Annotated in this window: 18 protein-coding genes; 11 read left to right on the plus strand and 7 right to left on the minus strand. The window is 70.0% G+C overall.

What is annotated here, in order from left to right:
* Positions 1–19: 19 nt before the first annotated feature.
* From FSB78_RS03235 to FSB78_RS03260, 6 genes are read left to right on the plus strand one after another with little or no spacing between them, the layout of a single operon-like run.
* Entirely contained in the window at positions 20–910 is an 891-nt protein-coding gene (locus tag FSB78_RS03235; protein ID WP_147079917.1) for a fatty acid desaturase, read from the plus strand.
* Complete coding sequence (locus FSB78_RS03240) at positions 907–1716, plus strand: phosphate/phosphite/phosphonate ABC transporter substrate-binding protein (protein WP_242007964.1); 810 nt, start codon at positions 907–909, stop codon at positions 1714–1716. The genes FSB78_RS03235 and FSB78_RS03240 overlap by 4 nt, the downstream gene beginning before the upstream one ends.
* Before the next feature lie 2 nt (positions 1717–1718).
* On the plus strand, positions 1719–2672 hold the full coding sequence (gene epsC / locus FSB78_RS03245; protein ID WP_147083982.1) for a serine O-acetyltransferase EpsC: 954 nt from the start codon (positions 1719–1721) through the stop codon (positions 2670–2672).
* Positions 2669–3439: a gamma-glutamyl-gamma-aminobutyrate hydrolase family protein gene (locus tag FSB78_RS03250; RefSeq protein ID WP_242007966.1), complete on the plus strand. Its 771-nt coding sequence runs from the start codon at positions 2669–2671 to the stop codon at positions 3437–3439. The genes epsC and FSB78_RS03250 overlap by 4 nt, the downstream gene beginning before the upstream one ends.
* A 36-nt stretch (positions 3440–3475) precedes the next feature.
* Entirely contained in the window at positions 3476–5935 is a 2460-nt protein-coding gene (locus tag FSB78_RS03255; RefSeq protein WP_147079919.1) for a TonB-dependent receptor plug domain-containing protein, read from the plus strand.
* 52 nt (positions 5936–5987) lie between these two features.
* A complete protein-coding gene (locus tag FSB78_RS03260; RefSeq protein WP_242007968.1) occupies positions 5988–7025 on the plus strand; it encodes an alpha/beta hydrolase fold domain-containing protein in 1038 nt (345 codons plus the stop codon).
* A gap of 173 nt (positions 7026–7198) precedes the next feature.
* On the opposite strand, the gene FSB78_RS03265 is transcribed toward FSB78_RS03260, so the two are convergent.
* The gene (locus FSB78_RS03265) at positions 7199–9520 is read right to left on the minus strand and encodes a coiled-coil domain-containing protein (RefSeq protein ID WP_199743107.1); all 2322 of its coding nucleotides are present in this window, start codon (positions 9518–9520) and stop codon (positions 7199–7201) included.
* 78 nt (positions 9521–9598) lie between these two features.
* Between FSB78_RS03265 and FSB78_RS03270 the strand changes: the two genes are divergently transcribed.
* The 4 genes from FSB78_RS03270 (at position 9599) to FSB78_RS03285 (ending at position 13676) form a co-directional block, all read left to right on the plus strand.
* The gene (locus FSB78_RS03270; protein WP_147079923.1) at positions 9599–9892 is read left to right on the plus strand and encodes an Hpt domain-containing protein; all 294 of its coding nucleotides are present in this window, start codon (positions 9599–9601) and stop codon (positions 9890–9892) included.
* 81 nt (positions 9893–9973) lie between these two features.
* The gene (locus FSB78_RS03275; protein ID WP_147079925.1) at positions 9974–11155 is read left to right on the plus strand and encodes a hypothetical protein; all 1182 of its coding nucleotides are present in this window, start codon (positions 9974–9976) and stop codon (positions 11153–11155) included.
* Positions 11156–11190: 35 nt separating this feature from the next.
* Complete coding sequence (locus FSB78_RS03280) at positions 11191–12288, plus strand: DUF2336 domain-containing protein (protein ID WP_147079927.1); 1098 nt, start codon at positions 11191–11193, stop codon at positions 12286–12288.
* A complete protein-coding gene (locus FSB78_RS03285) occupies positions 12285–13676 on the plus strand; it encodes a sensor histidine kinase (protein WP_147079929.1) in 1392 nt (463 codons plus the stop codon). Before FSB78_RS03280 ends, FSB78_RS03285 begins: the two co-directional genes overlap by 4 nt.
* Here the strand turns inward: FSB78_RS03285 and FSB78_RS03290 are convergent.
* From FSB78_RS03290 to gltX, 3 genes are read right to left on the minus strand one after another with little or no spacing between them, the layout of a single operon-like run.
* The gene (locus tag FSB78_RS03290; RefSeq protein WP_147079931.1) at positions 13638–13841 is read right to left on the minus strand and encodes a hypothetical protein; all 204 of its coding nucleotides are present in this window, start codon (positions 13839–13841) and stop codon (positions 13638–13640) included. The two genes, FSB78_RS03285 and FSB78_RS03290, sit on opposite strands and share 39 nt — an antisense overlap.
* Entirely contained in the window at positions 13841–15124 is a 1284-nt protein-coding gene (gene gltA, locus FSB78_RS03295; protein ID WP_147079933.1) for a citrate synthase, read from the minus strand. Before gltA ends, FSB78_RS03290 begins: the two co-directional genes overlap by 1 nt.
* A 23-nt stretch (positions 15125–15147) precedes the next feature.
* A complete protein-coding gene (gene gltX, locus FSB78_RS03300) occupies positions 15148–16578 on the minus strand; it encodes a glutamate--tRNA ligase (protein ID WP_422396667.1) in 1431 nt (476 codons plus the stop codon).
* Between the two features lie 79 nt (positions 16579–16657).
* On the opposite strand from gltX, the gene FSB78_RS03305 reads away from it, so the two are divergent.
* Positions 16658–18862 carry a ComEC/Rec2 family competence protein gene (locus FSB78_RS03305; protein ID WP_199743235.1) on the plus strand — a complete coding sequence of 735 codons (2205 nt, stop codon included), beginning with the start codon at positions 16658–16660 and terminating at the stop codon, positions 18860–18862.
* A 136-nt stretch (positions 18863–18998) separates the two neighbouring features.
* On the opposite strand, the gene lexA is transcribed toward FSB78_RS03305, so the two are convergent.
* The 3 genes from lexA to FSB78_RS19060 all read right to left on the minus strand — a co-directional run bounded on the left by lexA (position 18999) and on the right by FSB78_RS19060 (position 21095).
* The gene (gene lexA, locus FSB78_RS03310) at positions 18999–19670 is read right to left on the minus strand and encodes a transcriptional repressor LexA (RefSeq protein ID WP_147079937.1); all 672 of its coding nucleotides are present in this window, start codon (positions 19668–19670) and stop codon (positions 18999–19001) included.
* Between the two features lie 79 nt (positions 19671–19749).
* A complete protein-coding gene (locus tag FSB78_RS03315) occupies positions 19750–20931 on the minus strand; it encodes a molybdopterin molybdotransferase MoeA (protein ID WP_147083985.1) in 1182 nt (393 codons plus the stop codon).
* A complete protein-coding gene (locus FSB78_RS19060) occupies positions 20931–21095 on the minus strand; it encodes a hypothetical protein (RefSeq protein ID WP_158637959.1) in 165 nt (54 codons plus the stop codon). Before FSB78_RS19060 ends, FSB78_RS03315 begins: the two co-directional genes overlap by 1 nt.
* Between the last annotated feature and the right edge of the window lie 122 nt (positions 21096–21217).

Here is a 21217-nt window from a genome sequence, read left to right on the forward strand (position 1 = left end):
GGTCCGTCAGGAGGAGGCGATGCGTCGAACAGCGACCGGGACGATGGAATGGCCGACGATCGCGCTCGCGGCGCTGATCTATGGCGGGTGGCTGGCGGTCACGGCGTGGCATACGGCGATCCCGACCCCGTTGCTCGTGCTGGCCGGCGGTTGGCTGCTGGCCTGGCAGGGGTCGCTGCAGCATGAAACGATCCACGGTCACCCGACCGGTATCCGCCCCATCGACGACGCGATCGGCTTCGTGCCGCTGGCGCTGTGGCTGCCCTACCGGCTTTACCGCCGCAGCCATCTCGCGCATCATGGTGCGGCGGTCATCACCGACCCGCGGCACGACCCCGAATCGCGGTACCGGGTGCCGCTCGGACGGCTCGCCGCGATCCCCGCGCGGCTGCAGGCGACGTTGCTCGGCCAGATGCTGTTCGGACCGCCGATCGCGGTCGCGCGGTTCGCGATCGGCGAGGGCGCGCGGCTGGTCCGTGAACCGCGGCGCGTGCTGCGCGACTGGACGCCGCATCTGGCCGGCGTGGCGATCCTGTTCGGCTGGCTGCATCATGTCGGGCTCGGGATCGGCACGTACTGCGCCTGCTTCGTCTATCCCGGCATGGCGCTGACGATGCTGCGATCCTATGCCGAACACCGTGCCGATCTGGTCAGCCCCGCGCGCGCGGCGTCGGTCGAGCGCGGCGGGATGTTCGCGCTGCTGTTCCTCAACAACAATCTCCACGCTGCGCATCACGAACGGCCGCGGCTCGCCTGGTACGCGTTGCCGGCCTATCACCGCCGACACCGCGCGCGGTTCGCGGGCAGCGGATCGCCGATCTACCGCGGCTATGGCGACATCGTCCGTCGCTTCGCGTTCCGCCCCCACGACGCCATCGTGCACCCCGGCTTTCGCGGGGTCCCGATGTGAAGCGCGTCGCGACGCTCGGCATGTACGACCACCCCGCGCAGCACGCCGCGAACGACCGGCTGTGGGGCGAGATCGCGCGGATCCTGCGGGCGCGGGGTGTCGCGGACGTGCCCGACCGCCTGGATCGGACGCGCGACGTCCACGCGATCTGGCGCGATCCGGCGTTGCTGTTCGGCCAGGCCTGCGGCTATCCGCTGCTTGCCGACCGCGCGCTTTCGCTGCGCGTGCTCGCGCTGCCGGTCTATGACGCACCGGCGTGTGGCCGTGCGACGCATGCCAGCCTGCTGGTTGCGCGGGCCGACGACGGGCGGGACTCGCTCGCGGCCTATCGGGGCACGCGCGCGGCGATCAACGACAGGCTGTCGAACACAGGCATGAACCTGTTCCGGGCCACGCTGGCGCCGATCGTAGGGGAGGGCACGTTCTTTGCGGACGTCATCCAGACCGGCGCGCACCGCGCAAGCGTCGTCGCGGTCGGCGCGGGCGCGGCCGACCTCGCCGCGATCGACGGCGTGACCTATGCCGCGCTCGACCGGTTCGAGCCCGCGCTGACCGCCAAGCTGAAGATCGTCGCGCGAAGCCCGGAGTCTCCGACGCTGCCCTTCGTCACCGCGGCGGCGACCAGCATCGAGACCGTGGCCGCGCTGCGCATCGCGCTCGACCTCGTCATGGCCGATCCCGGCCTGGCCGACGCCCGCGCTGCGCTGTTCCTCGCGGGCCATGAGCCAGCAAGCGCGGCGGCGCTGGCGCCGATCGCCGCGATCGAGGCAACCGCGACTGCCGCCGGCTACCCTGTACTAGCGTGAGGATTTCGACCGTGCCCCAACCGACCGAGCCGATCGATCTCGCCGCGACGATCGACGAACTGCGCGCCGCGCGCCTTGCCTGGCGGGACGAGGCCGGCAGCCGCTACAGCGTCGGGCGGTTTCCGTCGCGCGACGGGGTCGCCCGCGCCGTCGAGGATCTCGTCGCCGCATTGTTCCCGGGGCGGCTCGGTGCCTTCATTGGTCCGGCCGAGCGCGAGGACGCGTTTGTCGAGACGCGACTGCGCACCGCGCTGGACGGGCTGCAGCGCCAGATCGAGAGCGAGTTCGCCTATTGGCAGGAGGATGCGATCCTCGCGTTCGACGTCAGCCAGGCGGCGATGATCGTGCGGCTGTTCTGTGCCGAACTGGCGCCGATCCGCGACAGCGTCGACGCCGATGTCCGCGCGGCTTTCCTCGGCGATCCGGCAGCGCGCAGCGAGGACGAGATCCTGATCTGCTATCCCGGCATCGTCGCGATCCTGCACCACCGGATCGCGCACGCGCTGTACGGGCTGGGCGCGCCGATCGTCGCGCGGATCATCTCGGAACTCGCCAACAGCCGGACCGGGATCGACATCCATCCGGGCGCGACGATCGGGCGCAGCGTGTTCATCGACCATGGCACCGGCGTGGTGATCGGCGAGACCGCAATCATCGGCGACCGGGTCCAGCTGTATCAGCACGTCACGCTCGGCGCGCGCAGTCCGCTCGGCGTCACCGGCATGAGCCCGCGCGAGCGGCTCGCGCGGCATCCGATCGTGGAGGACGACGTCGTGATCTATGCCGGCGCGACCATCCTGGGGCGGGTCACGATCGGGCGCGGCGCGACGATCGGCGGGAATGTCTGGCTGCTCGAAGACGTGCCCGCGGGCAGCGTCGTCGCGCAACCGACCGCGGCGATCCTGGCCGGCGACGCCGCGATCGACCTGCACGAGACGCTGCGAGGGCGGCCGTGAGGCGCTTCGCCTGCTGCCGCGAGGCCGATGGCCCGGTGAAGCCGGTGATCGGCGTGCTGTGCTGCAACGAGGTCGCCGACCGGCCGATCCAGGCAGTCGCGACCCGGTTCGTAGCCCCCCTGGTCCGCTATGCCGGTGCCACCGTGCTGCTCGTCCCCGCGGTCGCCGACGCGATCGACGTGCGGTCGCTTGCCGGTCGGCTGGACGGCCTGCTGCTGACCGGATCGCGGTCCAACGTCGCCGGCGCGCGCTACGGCGGGGTCGATGCCACCGACGATGCGCTCGACCTCGACCGCGACGCGGTCGCCTTGGAACTGGGCGGCCGGATGATCGACGCCGGCAAGTCTGTGTTCGGGATCTGCCGAGGGCTGCAGGAACTGAACGTGCTGTTCGGCGGTACGCTGACCGCGACGCTCGCCGACGGCCATCATCGTCCGACGGCGGACGAGACCGCGTATGAATCGCTGTTCGATCATGTCCACGACGTGACGCTCAATCCCGGTGGGCTGTTGGCGGCCGCGATCGCCGAGCCTCGAGTCTCAGTGACGTCGGTGCACCGGCAAGGCATCGACCGGCTCGGCGACGGTCTGTCGGTCGAGGCGCTGTCGGCGTCGGACGGCCTGATCGAGGCGTTTTCGGCGCGGCCCTGCGGCGGCGACGTGCTCGCCGTGCAGTGGCATCCCGAATGGGATGTCGCCGACAGCGCACCCAGCCGTAGTTTTTTCTCGTTGATCGGACGCTCGCTCGGGTCGAACGCAAACACATGATCGCCGCAGAGCGATAACGAACCAGGGACCAGTATCATGATGGCTTACCGTACCGCGTTGGCGCTCGCCGTTTCGACATTCGCGCTTCAGGCGCACGCTGCCTGGGCGCAGCAGGCGCCGGCCGCGCCCGTCGCCGATCCCGCTACCGCGGCCGTTGCCGACGATGCACCGCAGGACGATATCATCGTCACCGGCACGCGCACCCCGGGCCGCTCGCGGCTCGACAGCGCCTCGCCGGTCGACGTGCTGAGCGGCGCCAGCCTCCAGCGGCAGGGGACCACCGAGCTCGCCACCGCGCTGTCCGCGATCGCGCCGTCGATCGACTTCCCGCGACCCTCGGCGACCGACGGCACCGACGCGATCCGTCCCGCGACGCTGCGCGGCCTGTCGCCCGACCAGACGCTGGTGCTGATCAACGGCGTCCGCGGCCACACCTCGTCGCTGCTCAACACCAACGGCAGCGTCGGGCGCGGTTCGGCCGCGGTCGATCTCAATACCGTGCCGACCGTCGCGCTCGACCGGATAGAGGTGCTGCGCGATGGTGCATCGGCGCAATATGGCTCCGACGCGATCGCCGGCGTGGTCAACCTGCGGCTTCGCGAAGCGCGATCGGGTGGTGGCGCGCAGGTCACCTACGGCTTCTACGACACCGACGTCGACACCGCGAACAACAGCCGCAACGTCAAGGGCGAGAACGCCGTCACCGCCTCGGCGTGGCAGGGCATCGGGTTCGGCACCGACGGCTTCGTGACGGTGTCGGGCGAATATACCAGGCGCCAGCCGACGAACCGTGCCGACATCGACACGCGCGTGACGCCCAACCGCGTCACCGGCCGCTACGGCGATCCGGCGGTCGAGCAATATACCGGGTTCGTCAACGCCGGCACCTCGCTGACCGACAGCATCAGCCTGTATGCGTTCGGCGGCTATCAGGATCGCGACAGCCGCAGCGCGGCATTTCCGCGCATCGCCGCCACCGGTGCGAGCGCGGCGGCCCTCGCGCTGCTGACCCGCGCCGGCTATCCGAGCGGCTTCCTGCCGATCATCAACACCAAGTCGAAGGACATCAACTCGGCGGTCGGCCTGCGCGGCGACGTGAGCGGGTTCAACGTCGACCTGTCGCTCAGCTATGGGCGCAACCGCATCGACTATCGCACGCTGAACTCGGCCAACTACGCGTTCGGCACCGCCAGCCCGCGCAATTTCGACGATGGCGCGACGATCTACGACCAGTATGTCGCCGGGCTCGACGTCACGCGGAAGTTCGACCTCTTTCAGTCGCTGAACGTCGCGTTCGGTATCGAAGGCCGCCGTGAGGGCTACAAGATCGTGGCAGGCGAACTCGCCTCCTACGGCTATCCGGCCGCCGGCACCGTGACCGGCATCCCCGCCGGCACGACCGCGGCCCCCGGCGCACAAGGGTTTGGCGGCTTCGCGCCGGGCAACGCGACCGAGCGGAGCCGCCGCAACGCGAGCATCTATCTCGACCTCGAGGCGCAGGTCACCGACAAGCTGCTCATCGGGCTCGCCGGCCGCGCCGAGGATTATTCGGACTTCGGCACCACCGCGACCGGCAAGGCATCGTTGCGCTATGATTTCGCGAACTGGTTCGCGCTGCGCGCCACCGCCTCGACGGGGTTCCGCGCGCCGTCGCTGCAGCAGCAATATTTCACGCAGACCGCCTCGGTCGTGACGAACGGCGTGCCGATCCTGACGGGGACCTTCCCGTCGGTCAGCACGGTCGCGACCGCGCTCGGCGGCCTTCCCCTCGAGCCCGAAAAGTCGACCAACCTGTCGGTCGGCACGGTGATCCGCGCGGGCGGGTTCGACTTCACGATCGACGCCTACCGCATCCACATCCGCGACCAGATCGGGCTGTCGGAGAATATCAACGCGAGCTTCAGCCCGACCGTCGCGGCGCTGCTGGCACCGTTCAACGTCTCGGCGGCGCGGTTCTTCCTCAACGGCCTCGCCTCGACCACCAAGGGTATCGACGCGGTCGCGCATTACCGGCTGGCGTCCGACAGCGCAGGGACGTTCGACTTCACCGTCGCGGGCAACATCAACGACGTGAACGTGACGCGCGTACCGCTCACGACCTCCACGCTGAACCCCGCACCGACCCTGTTCGCGCGCAGCCGCATCCTGACGCTCGAGGACGGGACCCCGGGCGAGAAGGTCACGGGCTCGATCGACTGGTCGCTGGACCGGATCGGTGCGCTCGCCCGCGTCACCTATTATGGCGACGTCAACCAGCCCGGCACGCTCGTCGCCGCGGACGTGCATACCGGCCGCCACGCCATCACCGATTTCGAGCTGCGCTACTCCGCGCCCAAGGGTGCGCAGATCGGGCTTGGCGTCAGTAACCTGTTCGATGTCTACCCGGATGCGACGATCGCGGCGAACAACAGCACCGGCGTGCTGGGCTATCCGTCCTATTCGCCGTTCGGGTTCAACGGCCGCTATCTGTACGCGCGCGTCGGTTTGAACTGGTAAGGCCTGGCTACGCTCCGCTGCGGCCGGTACGCTGGCCGCGGCGGAGGACATGATGATCGACAGACGCGATATTCTGAAGGGTGCGGGGGCCGCGCTGCTGCTGGCGGGTGCCCGACCCGCGCTGGCGCTTGGCGGCGCGGACCGGTTCGCGGACGTCGATCCGGAGATGGTCGACGATCTGCGGCTGATCCAGGACATGGTCGTCTCGGCGGCCAACCTCGACGCCTTCCGCCACCGCCCGGCGACGCGCCACGCCCACCCCGCGCCGCAGCCGCCGATCGCTACGGCCAAGCTGCCGGTGGTCATGGTTCCCGGGCTTCCCGGCCAGCCCGCAGTGCGCACCGTGCAGTTCGACGGCGCGCCCGGCCGGAAGGGCAGGGGGGCCGTCGTCTGGATGCATGGCGGCGGCTATGTCGCAGGCGCGGCCGGCATTCCGACCGACCTGCGCGTCGCGGCACAGCGCAACGGCTGGCTGGTCGTCTCCGTCGACTACCGGCTGGCGCCCGAGACGACCTATGCCGGATCGCTCGCCGACACTTACGCGGCGCTGCGATGGGTGCATGCCAATGCCGCAAGCCTGGGCGTCGATCCCTCGCGGATCGCGGTCGGCGGTGCGAGCGCGGGTGGCGGGCACGCGTCGATGCTGGCGCTCGCCGCGCGCGACCGGGGCGAGGTGAAGCTCGCCTATCAGGTACTCATCTACCCGATGCTCGACGATCGCACGGGCAGCACTCGTCCGGCGCGCGCAGGTACCGGCGCGTTCATCTGGACCGCGGACGCGAATCGATTCGGCTGGACGTCGCTGCTCGGGGTGCCTGCGGGTAGCGCACGCGTTCCCGCCGGCATCGTTCCGGCGCGACGCCGAGACCTGTCGGGACTGCCGCCTGCCTTTATCGGTGTCGGGACGCTCGACCTTTTCCTGGACGAAGACCTCGCCTATGCGGGCGCGCTCCGTGCCGCTGGCGTGCCGGTGGACCTCGCGGTCGTCCCCGCGGCCTTCCATGCGTTCGATGGCATCGCGCCGATGGCCCGCGCATCGCAGGCGTTCACGCAGCGGTGGATTGCAGATCTGGAGCGGGCGCTGGCTTGAGGGGCGGGCTGGCGGGCCGTCCGCCCGTCATCCCAGCGAAGGCTGGGATCTCATGCGGTGAGCGCGTGGTCTGCAACGGGAGATGCCAGCCTTCGCTGGGATGACGGTGGTGGTGCCAAGAGCCGCCCAAGCTTCGGCCTGATGACGTTCGTTAGGCAGGGTGCTGCCCCGGCCTAGCGCAGCCGCTCGATCGCCTGCGCCATCGCCACATACAGCTTGCCCATGTCCGACGACAGCAAGGTCACGCCCAGCGGTGATCCGTCGCGCTGGGCCAGGATCGATCGCAGCATCGACTCGAAGTCGTGGATGTAGCGGTTGACCATCTCGCGGAACGCTTCGTTCTCGTCGTAATAGTCCGCGATGTCGCGCGCGCCGGCGGCGTCGAGGATGCGGACCGCGCGGCGCGTGAAGACGCCGCGGTCGCCCTTCAGATAAGCCGCCCAGGCGCTGTCGGAGATTTCGGGCGCGAACGCCTTGGTGATGTCGATCGATGCCGAGTTGAGCGATTCGATCAGCAGCGACACGCGCCGTGCGAAGGAATCCCGGTCGGCATCCTCGCGCTCGCCGCGCGCCTGGTCGATCCGGCCTTCGACGACCGCGGTTTGGTCGATGATCGCCTGGACCTGTTCCGCCAGTCGTTCGGACGCGCGCGATGCGGCGTCGACCGCGGCGTCGCTCGATTCGGCGAGCGCGCGGACCTGGCGGTCAACCGTGTCGTTGGTCGCACGGCGCATCGCGTCCGCGCTCGCCTTGCCCAGTGCGTCCGCAGCCTGCGGGATGACCTGCGACAGGGTCTCGCGCGCGCTGTCGGCGGCGACCGTGGCGGTCTCGCGTACGCGGAGCAGCGCCTCGACCAGCCGCGGCGCGGCTTCTTCGGAAAAGCGGTTGGTGCGGTCGATCGTCTCGTCGACAATTTGGCCCAGCGCATCCACCTTGGCGCGTCCGGTGGACAACGTCTCGAGCAACGTGCCGGACAGATGATCGAGCACGCGGCGCTGTTCGGCGACGACGCCGGCGATCGCCTCGATCGCGTCGTGCGTGCTTTCTGCCGCGGTGACGAGCGCGAGCAGTTCGGGCTTGGCACCGACGACGATGCTCTTGCTGGCCAGCACGCGCGTGTCGAGGCGTTGGAGCGCCTCGGGCAGGGTCTCGTCGATCTCGCGTGCGGCGGAATCGAGTGCGATCAGCAGCGTTTCGGTGGTGCCGATCGTGCGGTTGGCCATCGCGTCGCCGGCCCGCAATGCCTCGGTCATCGCATCGGCCGACCCGCCCAGCGCGCTGATCGACGCGGCGAGCATCTGCGCCTTGTCGACGCCCTGGCGATGCATCGCCTCCACGCGCACCTCGACATCGCCCAGCCCGGCGTTCAGCTCGTCGACGATCCGCTCGCCGGCGCTGCGCTGGAGGTCGAGCCGGATCGCGACCCGCTCGATCGCGTCCTCGACCGTGGCGATCCGCTGCGCCAGTGCATCGGCGCTGTCGCGCGCCGCGCTGTCGAGGGCGGCCTGGTTGGCGCCGACCATCGCGAGCATAGCGTCGCCCTGCGCGGCGATGCCCTTGCGCGCTTCGTCGACGGCGCCGGCGGTGCGCTCGAGCAGATGGTCGACCGCCTGGCTCATGCCATCGGTGACCTGTTCGAGCCGCGCACCGGCGGTTTCGCTGGTCGCCTCCATCCGGACGATATGCGCGGCGAGCCGCTGCGCCGCGCCGCTCGCCATCGCATCGGCCTCACGGCCGCGATCGGCGAGCGCGACGATCTGCGCGTCGAGCGCGGCGGCATGTTCGCTCGCGGCAAGCCCGGTGCGTTCGAGCCGGTCGGCAACCGCATCGGTATCGGCCTGCGCGCGCGGCAGGCTGGCGATCAGGACGCCCAGGCTGGACTGTGCGGCGGTGGCGGCGTCGGCCAGGTCACGCGCATGCGCGTCGGCCTGGTCGATCTCGGCCGCCATGCCGCGGCTGATCGTGCGCAGCTGTTCGGTCGCCCCGTCGCCCATGACCGTCAACTGTTCGACCTGGTCGGCAAGCTGGGCGCGGTTCGCGTCGAGCGTGGTCGAGAGCAGCGCGACGGTCCGCTCCAGGCTCGCCGCTTCGGCACGCATCGCGCGCGCGCTGGCGCCGAACCGCTGCGCCTCGGCGCGGCTCGTCCGCATGCCGAGCATCCACAGTATTCCGATCAGCGCAGGGACGACGCACAGCGCGGCCAGGAACTGCGTCAAGGCAACCGCATCGAGCGTGCCGAGCGTGCTTCGCGCCAGCCACAGCATCGTGCCGAGCCACAGCAGCACGACCGCGATGGACGCAATCGCAAGCGGCAGGCGAAGGGACGACGTCTCCGCCTCTTCGCGGTCATAGGCATCCGGTTCGGACGGGTCGAACCGCATATCGGACGGCGGCAGGGCGTCGTGTTCCATGTCTTGCGTCAACCTGTACACGCCGATCGGCGCGGCCGTTTCCGCCTCCGCACGATATCCCATGATCGACGAACCCCCGTTCATGCCCCGGGTTTACCATAGAACCGCGTGTCACAAAGCGAATAACCTTGTCTTAAGCTTCTTTGCGGTAGGCCGTTGGTCATGGCCTATGACCCGGGAGCAATCGACGCGACGCTGGCCGCTGCCGTAGGCGACGAGCCCGCGCTGATCGCCGAACTGCGCCTGGCGTTCAGCGAAAGCGCCGAACGGGCGCTCACCGCGATGACGCTTGCGACCGATCACGACGAGTGGCGCGCGGCGGCTTGGCGGCTCAAGGGGCTGGCCGCGAGCTTCGGTGCGGTGCGCCTGATGGCCTTGGCGACCGAAACCGCCGAGGGCGATCCGCGCGACCAGGATGCCCTGCGTAAATTGCGGCGCGCGGTTTCGCGGCTCTAGCACCGCGGCATCGGTCCCGCCGGTATCCCGTGGAAAACGGCGGCTTTGCATCCATCGCTGCGACGGCCTAACAGCCGACCGATGTTAGCCGGCCTCCTATTTGCAATTCACGACGCCGACGATCGTCCCGATCGTCTTGCCGCCACGCTGCCGTTCAGCGGTGTCACCCTCATCGAATATCAGGCGCGGTTGCTCGTCGCGGCCGGCGTCAGCCAGGTGATCGTCGTGGTCGCGCGGCTGACGCCCGAGCTGCTCGGCGCGATCGCGCGAATCGGGCGGCGCGGCGTGTCGGTCGATACCGTTCGGTCGGCAGCGGAAGCGATCGAGCGACTGCATCCGCTGGCGCGCATCCTGATGCTCGGCGACGGCCTCGTCACCACCGAGGCGGTCGTCAGCGCGATGGCGGCGGAGGAAGGCGAGGCGCTGCTGGTCGTCCCCGAGGGCGATGCCGGTCCCGGGTTCGAGCGCGTCGGCGGGCAGATGGCCTGGGCCGGCGTCGCGCGGATCGATCCGCGGCGGATCGCCGAGGTGGCGGCGTTGCCGAACGATTACGACCTGCAGTCGAGCCTGTTGCGGCTCGCGGTGCAGGAGCGCGCGGTGCATATCCTGTTGCCGACCGACACGATGCGCGGGGGCGGGCACGGTATCGAACGGCAGGCCCGGACGCTCGAGGAGCGGGGTCGTGCGGTGCTGGTGACGATCGTGTCGGGGCGGCGCGGGTGGTTCGACCGATTCGTGCTCGCGCCAATCGCGCGCGCCGGACTGCCGGCGCTGGTCGATCGCAACGTCGCGGGCAGCACGCTCGGCGCGATCGGTGGCGCGCTGGGCCTGGTCGGTATCGTCAGCGAAGGCTTCGGCCTGCTCGCGACCGGGCTGGTCACCGCGCTGCTCGGCTGCATCGCGCTGGCGCTCGGCTCGGTGCTGAGCGGATTGCGCGACGAGGCCCCGGTCGCGCGGGCACAGACGCTCGCGATCGGCGGCGTCGCCGGCCTGGCCGTGTTGGTCTTCGCGTTCCTGGTCAGCGGCTATGCCGGCGACAACACCGCACTCGCCATCGGCGTCGCGGGCGTGGTGGCCGGATCGCTCGGCGAACGCGCTATCGTCGAGCGCGCGCGCAAGCTCTGGTGGGGCAGTCCGTCGGCCTATCTGGCGGTCGTCGCACTGTTCGCCCTGCTCGGATTGCCGGTCGCGGGACTCGCGATCGCGGCGATTTATGCGACGGTGACGCTGGCAGCAGTGGTGGAAGGACTTCGCCAGCCTTAGCTTGCCCTTAACGACAGGGAGGTAAGCACCACAGCATGTCGGTCGGTCCAGACCTCGCGAGCGCTCCCGCTCCACTGCGTATCGATGCCGTTTCGCGCGCTGAACTCGCGCGTGTCCGGGCCGAGGCACGGCTGACCGCCACGATCGCCGACTTCTTCCTCGATGCGGACGCGCGGCTCGACGAGCGGACCCGGTTGCGGCTGGCGCATGTCCTCGACGGCATCGTCGGCGCGATCGAGGCCGATATCCGCCGTCATGCCGCGCGACTGCTCGCCAATGCCGGCGATCCGGCTCGCGGCGAGGCGATCCTGAAGGCCGGCGCCAGCGTGGTGGCCCGGCTGACCCGCGCGGAATTGCTGCACGACGGCGACCTGATGGACGAACTGATCGCGCGCGTCCGCCACGACCTGATCGCCGATGCCCTGCCGGTCGCGATCACCGGCCCTGACGAATCGAGCCTGCTGGTGCGGCTGGCGAGCGTTCCCGATACCGTGGTCGCGTCCGCGGCGAACGCGCTGCTGGCGGCGGAAAGCCGGCGCCGCACCGCCAACGAGACCGACGCGATCGCGCGCAGCGAGCTGCCCGCCGAACTGCACCACCGCCTCGTCTGGTGGATCGCGGCGGCGATACGCGAAGGCGTGCCCGACGGCAGCGCCGCCAGCGACCGGGCGATCGCCGACGCGGCGTTGCGCAGCCTCAGCGCGCATGACGAGGGTGACCGGCCCGAGGCCGTCGCGATGCGCCTCGCCGGCGCGATCGACGCCCGGCCCGAGGAACTGGCCGCGTTGCTGGTCGAGGCGATCGGCGACCGGCGGCTGTCGCTGTTCGTCGCGGTGCTGGCGCATTCGGTCGGGGTCGAATTCGACCAGGCCCGCGCGATCACGCTGGAGCCCGAGGGCGATCGGTTGTGGCTGGCGCTGCGCGCCGCCGACGTGGATCGCCCGACGATCGCGCGGATCGGCTTGGCGCTGTCCGATGCCGACCCGCGGCGGGACGTCGAGGCGTTCGCCGATGCGCTCGATGCGATCGCGGCGGTCCCGGTCGCGGATGCGCAAGCCGCGCTCGGCCCCTTGTCGCTGCACCGCGACTTCCGCGCGGCGATCCGCGCGCTCGGACGTTCGGACCGGCGATGAACGTCCTCGATCCGTCTGCAGAGAGTCCCGTTGCGCATGCCGTGGTCGACGGCGACGGCGTGCTGCGCTCCGCCGATCCTGCGCTGATGACGCTGAACCACCGCGCAGGGGGCGAACTGGGCCGGCCGCTCGCGGTGCCGGCGATCGCGACGATCGCACGACTTGCACGACGCCTGGGGATCATCGTCTCGCGGGGCGTGGTGGTCGCCGACGACGAGGCCGATATCGACCTGTGGGTCCGCGCGCAGCCCGAGGGCGACACCGTCCGGCTCGCGGTCAGCGGCTGGCGCGAGGTCCAGCCTTGGCGCCCGATCGGCCGTGCCAGCGAGACGCGCGCCGCGTTCCTGCAGGGCGATTCGGACTGGCGCTGGGAAACCGACGCGTCGCTGTGCCTGACCTTCGTGTCGCTCGAGGCCGGGCCGCGGCATGGCTTCGACGCGTTCGCGCTGCTCGGCCAACCGCTGACCGCGATGTTCGCGCTCGACAGCGCGAGCGACGGCGCGTTGCCGATCCTCGACGCGCTGGTGCGGCGTCGCGCGATGACCGCGCAACCCGCCCGGCTGCGGGGATCGGACCGGCCGGTGATGCTCAGCGCGGAGGTCCGCCACGATCGGGCGGGCGCGTTCGCGGGGTTCATCGGCGCCGCGCGGATGGTCGTGGCGGACGCGCCCCCGCCGCCCGCCGAGGCGCCGTTGTCCGCGACCTTCACCGGCGGGCTTGACCGGGCGCTGCGCGCGCCGCTTGCGCGGATCGTCGCCAACGCCGACAGCATCAACGCGCAGGCCGAAGGGCCGGTGCAGGCGGACTATGCCGACTATGCCGCGGACATCGCCAGTGCGGGGCGGCATCTGCTCGAACTGGTCGACGACCTCGTCGACCTGCAGGCGGTCGAGCGGCCCGACTTCACGCTCGCGGTCGAGCGGATCGACATGGCCGACGTCGCCCGCCGCGCGGCGGGGCTGCTCAGCGTGCGTGCGGGGAATGCGGACGTCACGATTTCGCGGCCTGCCCTGGGCGAACTCGCCTGGGCGCTGGGGGATTTCCGCCGCGTGCTGCAGATCCTCGTCAACCTGATCGGCAACGCGGTACGCTATTCGCCGCCGGGATCGCGCGTCGCGGTGGTCGTCGACTCGGCAGGCGAGCAGGTCAGCGTGACCGTCGCCGACCAGGGCAAGGGCATCGCGACCGAGGACCAGGCGCGGATCTTCGAGAAGTTCGAGCGGGTCGATCCGACCGAAGCCGGCGGCAATGGCCTCGGCTTGTACATCGCACGGCGCCTGGCGCGGGCGATGCAGGGGGATCTGACGGTCGAGAGCGCACCCGGGCAGGGCGCGCGGTTCGTACTGACGCTACCGGCGGATACGCCGCGCGGCGAGGATCAGCGCTAGACCGAGCACGGCGAGGACCGCACCGCGGTCTGCCCATGGCCGCTGGTCGAGCATGAAGCTCGACTGCGGCCAATGGACGTAGCCCAGGCCCTGGCCGATCCACAGCATCCCCATCAGCGCGGCAAGCACGCCGATGACGATCAGGACCGGCCGGAGCCTGGTCATCAGCGCGTGCCGATCGGCGCGTAGTCGCGCTGTGCGGCGCCGCTGTACAGCTGGCGCGGACGACCGATCTTCTGGTCGGGATCGGTGATCATCTCGTTCCACTGCGCGACCCAGCCGACGGTGCGGGCGAGTGCGAACAGCACGGTGAACATCGAGGTCGGGAAGCCGATCGCCGACAGGATGACGCCCGAATAGAAGTCGACGTTCGGGAACAGCTTCTTCTCGATGAAGTACGGATCGCTGAGCGCCAGGCGCTCGAGTTCGATCGCGACGTCGAACACGGGGTCGGTGACGCCGAGCTCGCCGAGCACTTCCTTGACGGTCGTCTGCATGACCGTCGCGCGCGGATCGTAGTTCTTGTACACGCGGTGGCCGAAGCCCATCAGGCGGAACGGATCGTTCTTGTCCTTCGCGCGCGCGATGAACTCGGGGATCCGGTCGACGGTGCCAATCTCGCGCAGCATGTTGAGCGCGGCTTCGTTCGCGCCGCCATGCGCGGGACCCCACAGGCAGGCGATGCCGGCCGCGATGCACGCGAACGGGTTGGCGCCCGACGAACCGGCAAGGCGGACGGTCGAGGTCGACGCGTTCTGCTCGTGATCGGCGTGGAGGATGAAGATGCGGTCCATCGCCTTCTCGACGACCGGGTTCACGACATAGGGCTCGGCCGGAACGCCGAACGTCATGCGCAGGAAATTGCCCGTGTAGCTGAGCGAATTGTCCGGATACAGGAAGGGCTGGCCGACGCTGTACTTGTACGCCATCGCGGCGATCGTCGGCATCTTCGCGATCAGGCGGTGCGACGCGATGACGCGCTGCGCCGGATCGTGGATGTCGGTCGAGTCGTGATAGAAGGCCGACAGCGCGCCGACGACGCCGCACATGATCGCCATCGGATGCGCGTCGCGACGGAAGCCGCGGAAGAAGGTCGCGAGCTGCTCGTGCACCATGGTGTGGCGCGTGATTGTGTGCGTGAAGGTGTCGAGCTCGTCCGCGGTCGGCAGTTCGCCGTTCAGCAGCAGGTAGCAGACCTCCATGAAGTTGGACTGCTCGGCCAGCTCGCCGATCGTGTAGCCGCGGTGCAGCAGCACGCCTTCGTCGCCGTCGATATAGGTGATGTCGGACTTGCAGCTCGCGGTCGAGGTGAAGCCGGGATCGTAGGTGAACGCGCCGGTCTGCGCATAGAGCTTGCGGATGTCGATGACGTCCGGGCCGACCGTGCCGGACATGACCGGATAGTCGTTGTCCTTGCCGTTCACGGCCAGGGTTGCGGTCTCGCTCATGCTGTTATCCTTCCTTGGAATTCTCAGGCCGACGCGCTTTGGTCGGCGATCCGTGCGAGGCTCTCTTCGCGCCCGAGCAGGTCGAGCACATCGAAGATGCCCGGCGACGTCTTGCGTCCCGTCAGCGCGGCGCGAAGCGGCTGTGCGACCTGGCCGAGCTTGACGCCCCGCTCCTCTGCCACACGCCGTACCGCGTCTTCGAGCGTCTCCGTATCCCAGTTGTGCACCGCGTCAAGGGCAGCATGGAGATTGGACAGCAACGCTTTCGCTTCGTCGCTCAAAAGCCCCTTCGCACCGTCGTCCATCGCGATCGGCCGCAGGCTGAACAGGAAGCCCGCACCATCGGCCAGTTCGTTGAGGTTTGCGGCACGCGGTTTCAAAGACGGCATCGCGCGCGTCAGCAGGTCGAGCCCGCCATCCGGCAGCGCATGGCCGAGTCGATCGGCGACGAGGCCGGCAAGGCGGGCGTCGTCGGCCTCGCGGATGTAATGGCCGTTGAGGTTCTCGAGCTTCTTGAGGTCGAACCGCGACGGGCTCTTGCCGACATGCGCGAGGTCGAACCATTCGACCGCCTGCTCACGGCTGATGATCTCGTCGTCGCCGTGTCCCCAGCCGAGCCGGAGCAGGTAATTGTCGAACGCTTCGGGCAGGATGCCCATCTCGTCGCGATACGCCTCGATACCGACCGCGCCGTGGCGCTTCGACAGCTTCGCGCCGTCCGGGCCGTGGATCAGCGGGATGTGCGCGTAGGTCGGCTCGGGCCATTGCATGGCGCGGTAGATCGGCAGCTGCCGGAACGCGTTGTTGAGATGATCGTCACCGCGGATGACATGCGTCACGCCCATGTCGTGGTCGTCGACGACGACGGCCAGCATATAGGTCGGCGTGCCGTCCGAGCGGAGCAAAATCATGTCGTCGATCTCGGCATTCTGCACCGTGACCGCCCCCTGGACCTGGTCCTGGATCGTCACTGCGCCCTCGAGCGGCGCCTTGAGCCGCACGACGTGCGGGCGATCGGGCGCCTCGCTTGCCGGGCGGTCGCGCCACGGGCTGCGGATCCTGAGCGGCTTCTTCGCCGCCTGTGCCGCCGCGCGCATCTCGGCGATCTCGTCATTGGTCATGTAGCAGCGATAGGCGTGCCCGCCGGCGACCATCTCGTGCGCGACCTGCGCGTGCCGGTCGGCGCGCGCGAACTGCATGACCGCATCGCCATCCCAGTCGAGCCCGAGCCAGCGCATGCCGTCGAGGATCGCGTCGATCGCAGGCTGCGTCGAGCGCACCCGGTCGGTGTCCTCGATGCGCAGCAGGAAGGTGCCGCCGTTCGCCTTGGCGTACAGCCAGTTGAACAGCGCGGTGCGCGCGCCGCCCAGATGCAGATACCCCGTCGGTGACGGAGCGAAACGGGTAACCACGGATGCAGGCGATGCCGCATGCGTTTCAGATGTTGCGCCCAACCGCGGGTGCTCCCAGACTGTAAGAACGATGGCCAGTTCAGCCGTCGCCGCCCCTAGCATGGCCCCCGCGCGGCGACAAATGGGCGTGCCGCCGATCGTGGCGGGGACCGGCCGCGCGATCGAGCGCTGGCTGGAGGCGGAGCGCGATCAGCTGATATTGTGGCTGCCGGTCGCGCTGGGCGCGGGGATCGCGCTGTGGTTCGCGTTGCCGGATGCGACCGCGTGGCGGACGGCGATCCTGCTGCTGAGTGCGATCGGCTGCGCGGCGCTGGCGACCGGGCGCGGCGGACGGGCGGCCCGCGTGATCGCGATCGGTGCGCTGGCGGCCGCCGCTGGACTGGCGCTGGTCTGGGCGCGTGCGGACCGGGTGGCGGCACCCGTGCTCCAGCGGCCGACCGTGGCGACGTTCGCGGCGCAGGTCGAGCGGGTCGAGCCGCTCGCGGCCCGGGCGCTGGTACGGGTCACGCTGCTCCCGGTCGGGTCCGTGACCGATGCGCGCGGTGAAGCGCTCGACCTGCCGCCCCGCGTCCGGGTCAATCTCGCCGAAGCGGATGCGCCGAAGGGGCTGGGCGAGGGCGCCATGATCCGCCTGCGTGCACGGCTGATGCCGCCGCCCTTGCCGGCCGTGCCCGGTGCCTATGACTTCGCGCGCGTCGCGTGGTTCGCCGGGCTCGGCGCGACGGGCAGGGGCTTCGGGCCGGTCGTGGTGACGACACCCGCCGATGGTGGATCGGGACTGCGCGGGCGGCTGTCCGCGCATATCACCCACAGCCTGGACGGCAGCGCCGGCGGGATCGCGGCGGCGCTGGCGACCGGCGATATCGGCGCGATCGGGGAGGACGATTCGGAGGCGATGCGCCGCGCGGGTCTCGCACACCTGCTGTCGGTCAGCGGGCTGCATATCACCGCCGCGGTGACCGCGACGATGCTGATCGTCATGCGGTTGCTGGCGCTCAGCCCGTGGCTGGCGCTGCGCGTCCGATTGCCCTTGGTCGCGGCGGTGGCCGGGGCGGGTGCGGCGATCGGCTATACGCTGCTGACCGGCGCCCAGGTGCCGACGATCCGGAGCTGCGTAGCGGCGCTCCTGGTTCTGGCGGCGCTGGCGATAGGCCGGCAGGCAGTGACGCTCCGCGCGCTGGCGATGGGCGCAGTCATCGTCCTGCTCGCGCTGCCGGAGGCGCTGGCGGGCCCGAGCTTCCAGCTGTCGTTCGCCGCGATCGCCGCCATCGTCGCCTTGCACGAACATCCGCGGATCACCGCGCTGTTCGGACCGCACGAGGAGGGCGCGGCACGGCGGCTGGCGCGCGCGCTCGGTTCGCTGCTGCTGACGGGGATCGTCGTCGAGGCGGCGCTGATGCCGATCGCGGTCTATCATTTCCACCGCGCCGGACTGTACGGCGCGGTCGCGAATATCGTCGCGATCCCGCTGACGACCTTCGTCGTCATGCCGTTGGAGGCGGCGGCGTTGCTGCTCGACGCGGTCGAGCTGGGTGCGCCCCTGTGGTGGCTGGTCCAGCAGGCGCTCGACCTTCTCCTCTGGCTTGCGCATCTCGTGGCGGCGGTGCCGGGCGCTGTCCGATCGCTGCCGGCGATGCCTGACGGTGCCTATGCCGCGATGGTCGGCGGGGGGCTATGGATCGCGCTGTGGCGGACGCGGTGGCGACGCCTGGGGCTGGTGCCACTGCTGTTCGGGGCGAGCTGGGCGCTGGCGACGCCGGCGCCGGACCTGCTGGTGACCGGGGACGGGCGGCATGTCGCGGTGCGGACCGCGGCAGGGCTGGCGCTGTTGCGGGATCGGGCGGGAGACTATGTCCGCGATACGCTGGCCGAGAATGGTGGGCTGATCGGCGAACCGTCATGGCTGTCCGACCAGCCCGATGCACGGTGCAGTCGCGATCTGTGCATGACCGATATCACCGCGGGCGCGCGCACGTGGCGGATCGTGGCGACGCGGAGCCTGTATCCGGTGCCGACGGCCGCGCTAATCGCGGCGTGCCGGTCTGCCGATATCGTCGTCAGCGAGCGCGGGTTGCCGCGGGGCTGCATGCCGCGGTGGCTGCGGCTCGACCGGTGGACGTTGCAGCGGACGGGGGGCGTGGCGGTCACGCTCGGCACCGGACGGGTAACGACGGTCTTATCGCCGGGCGATCGGCATCCGTGGCGGGTGCAGGCGGCGCCGCGCGCGTTCACGCACCGTCCTGGTTTTCGAGGACGCGATCATGTCTGGAGGGCCCGTCATCCTGACGAACGTCAGGATCCAGGGTCGCAGGCGCAGCACTCGTGACCCTGGGTCCTGGGTCGAGCCCAGGATGACGGTTTCAATACGCGCAATACCTAGTCCCGCTTCCATCGAACCTGCACCCGGCAGCTCCCAGTCGCCGCGCTCAGGACTTCTCCCGCCTTCGCGGGAGACAGGAGCTTCAGTCGTAGCGGCGCAGGATACCGGACAACTTCCCTTGCACGCGGACCTGCGCGGGGGCGTAGCGCTGCGGGTCGTAGGCGCGGTTGGCGGGGTCGAGGCGGACCATCGCGCCTTCGCGGCGGAAGAATTTGAGCGTCGCCTCGCTTTCCTCGATCAGCGCGACGACGATTTCGCCGTCACGGGCGGTCTCGGTCCGGCGGATGAGGGCATAGTCGCCGTCGAGGATCCCGGCCTCGACCATCGAGTCGCCCGAAACCTCGAGCGCATAATGCTCCCCCGCACCGAGCAGCGCGGCGGGGACCGCGAGCATCGACGATCCCTCGAACGCCTCGATCGGCACGCCGGCGGCGATCCGGCCGTGCAGCGGAATCTCGATCACGTCGTTCGCCGGCTGCGGTGCCGACTTGACGTTGGCGGGAGCGGCAGGCGCCTTGGCCGGCGCCTTCTTCTCGGCGCGTTCGGGCATCCGCAGCACTTCGAGTGCGCGGGCGCGATTGGGCAGGCGGCGGATGAAGTTGCGTTCCTCGAGCGCGCTGATCAGGCGGTGGACGCCCGACTTCGACTTGAGGTCGAGCGCGTCCTTCATCTCCTCGAACGAGGGCGACACCCCGGTATCCTCGAGACGATCGTTGATGAAGCAGACGAGCTCGTGCTGCTTGCGCGTGAGCATGGCAATTCTCCGGCCCGGAACAGACTGGGAACTTCTATGGAACAAAATTTACCACGTCAAGTGCTGGGTCAAGCACCGGTCAGGCAATCACCAGGATTTCCGCCGAGTCGCCTGCCTTGGCGGCAGGCGCGTTGCCGGGGCGCACGATCAGGCAGGTCGAACGGGCGAGCGTGAGCAGCATCGAACTGTCCTGGATCGTCGAGGCATAGGCGCGGCCGTCCCTGATTTCGGCGCGCATATAATCGGTGCGCGCGTTGTTCGCCGCGAGATCTTCGCCGAGCAGTGCGTGCGTCGTCTGCGGCAGCGGATCGCGGGCACCGGCCATGTGTGCGACCAGCGGGCGGACGAACAGTGTCGCGGTGACGAACGCCGAAACCGGGTTGCCGGGCAGGCTGAGCACGGTCGCGTCGCGGAGCCGGCCGGCCATCATCGGCTTGCCCGGCCGCAGCGCGATCCGCCAGAAATCGATGACGCCGCCCGCCGCCTCGATCGCCGGGCGCACCAGGTCGTGGTCGCCGACCGACGCGCCGCCGGTGGTGACGAGCAGGTCGCATCGTGCTGCCGCGAAGGCATCGCGCAAGGTCTCGAGCCGGTCGGGCAGGATGCCCAGATCGACGATGTCGACGGGCAGGTCCGCGAGCATCGCCGCGATCATGATGCCGTTCGATTCGGGCAGCGCGAGGCCGGAGGTGGTGGAGCCGGGGGGGACGAGCTCGTCACCGGTCGCCGCGACCGCGACGCGGATGCGACGGTTGACGCCGAGCGTGCCGTGCCCCCCGGTCGCCGCGACCGCGATCCGCGCTGGCGTCAGACGGTCGCCCTTGGCCACCAGCCGGTCGCCGATGGTGAAGTCGAGCCCGCGCGCGCGAGTGTTGCGCCCGAGATAGGGCGGCCCTTCGCCGTCCAGCGTAAGAGCCTCGCCCGCGCGCGCGGCCTCTTCCTGGATCAGCACGGTGTCGGCGCCCGCGGGCAGCGCGGCGCCGGTGAAGATGCGGACCGCCTCGCCGGTGCGGACCTCGCCGTCGAAGGCACGTCCCGCCGCGCTTTCGCCGATCACGGTCCAGGGTCCGGGCATGTCGGCGAAGCGGATCGCATAGCCGTCCATCGCCGAGAGGTCGGCGGCGGGCTGCGTGCGGTTGGCAAGGATGTCCTGCGCGGCCCAGCGGCCGGCGGCGTCGCGCAAGGGAAGCGTCTCGGACTCGACACGGGGCGCGAGCGCGAACAGCCGCGACTGGGCATCCGCGACGGGGAGGAGTTGGATCATCGAGGGGCTGTTCCGGCGCGAATGTTGAGAATGTTGAGACGACGAACGGGTTTTGCGTCGCGCATGTCGAGAACGTTGCGGGCGTCCAAGGGTTTCGCGGCGCCGATGTTGAGGGGGCGCTGGACGTCGAGGTTTTTCGGGGAGGTGGCGCGGCGGATCATGCCACGGGGCTGGCATATCCTGGCTGTGTAGGACAGCGCTGAGTCATCCTGGCGAGGTCAGGTTCCCCGGCGAAGGCCGGGGCCCAGTTGGGGAACAAGGGTAACGTAGGGTGGCGCTCCGT

The organism is Sphingomonas ginsenosidivorax (assembly GCF_007995065.1).
Classification (GTDB): Bacteria; Pseudomonadota; Alphaproteobacteria; order Sphingomonadales; family Sphingomonadaceae; genus Sphingomonas; species Sphingomonas ginsenosidivorax.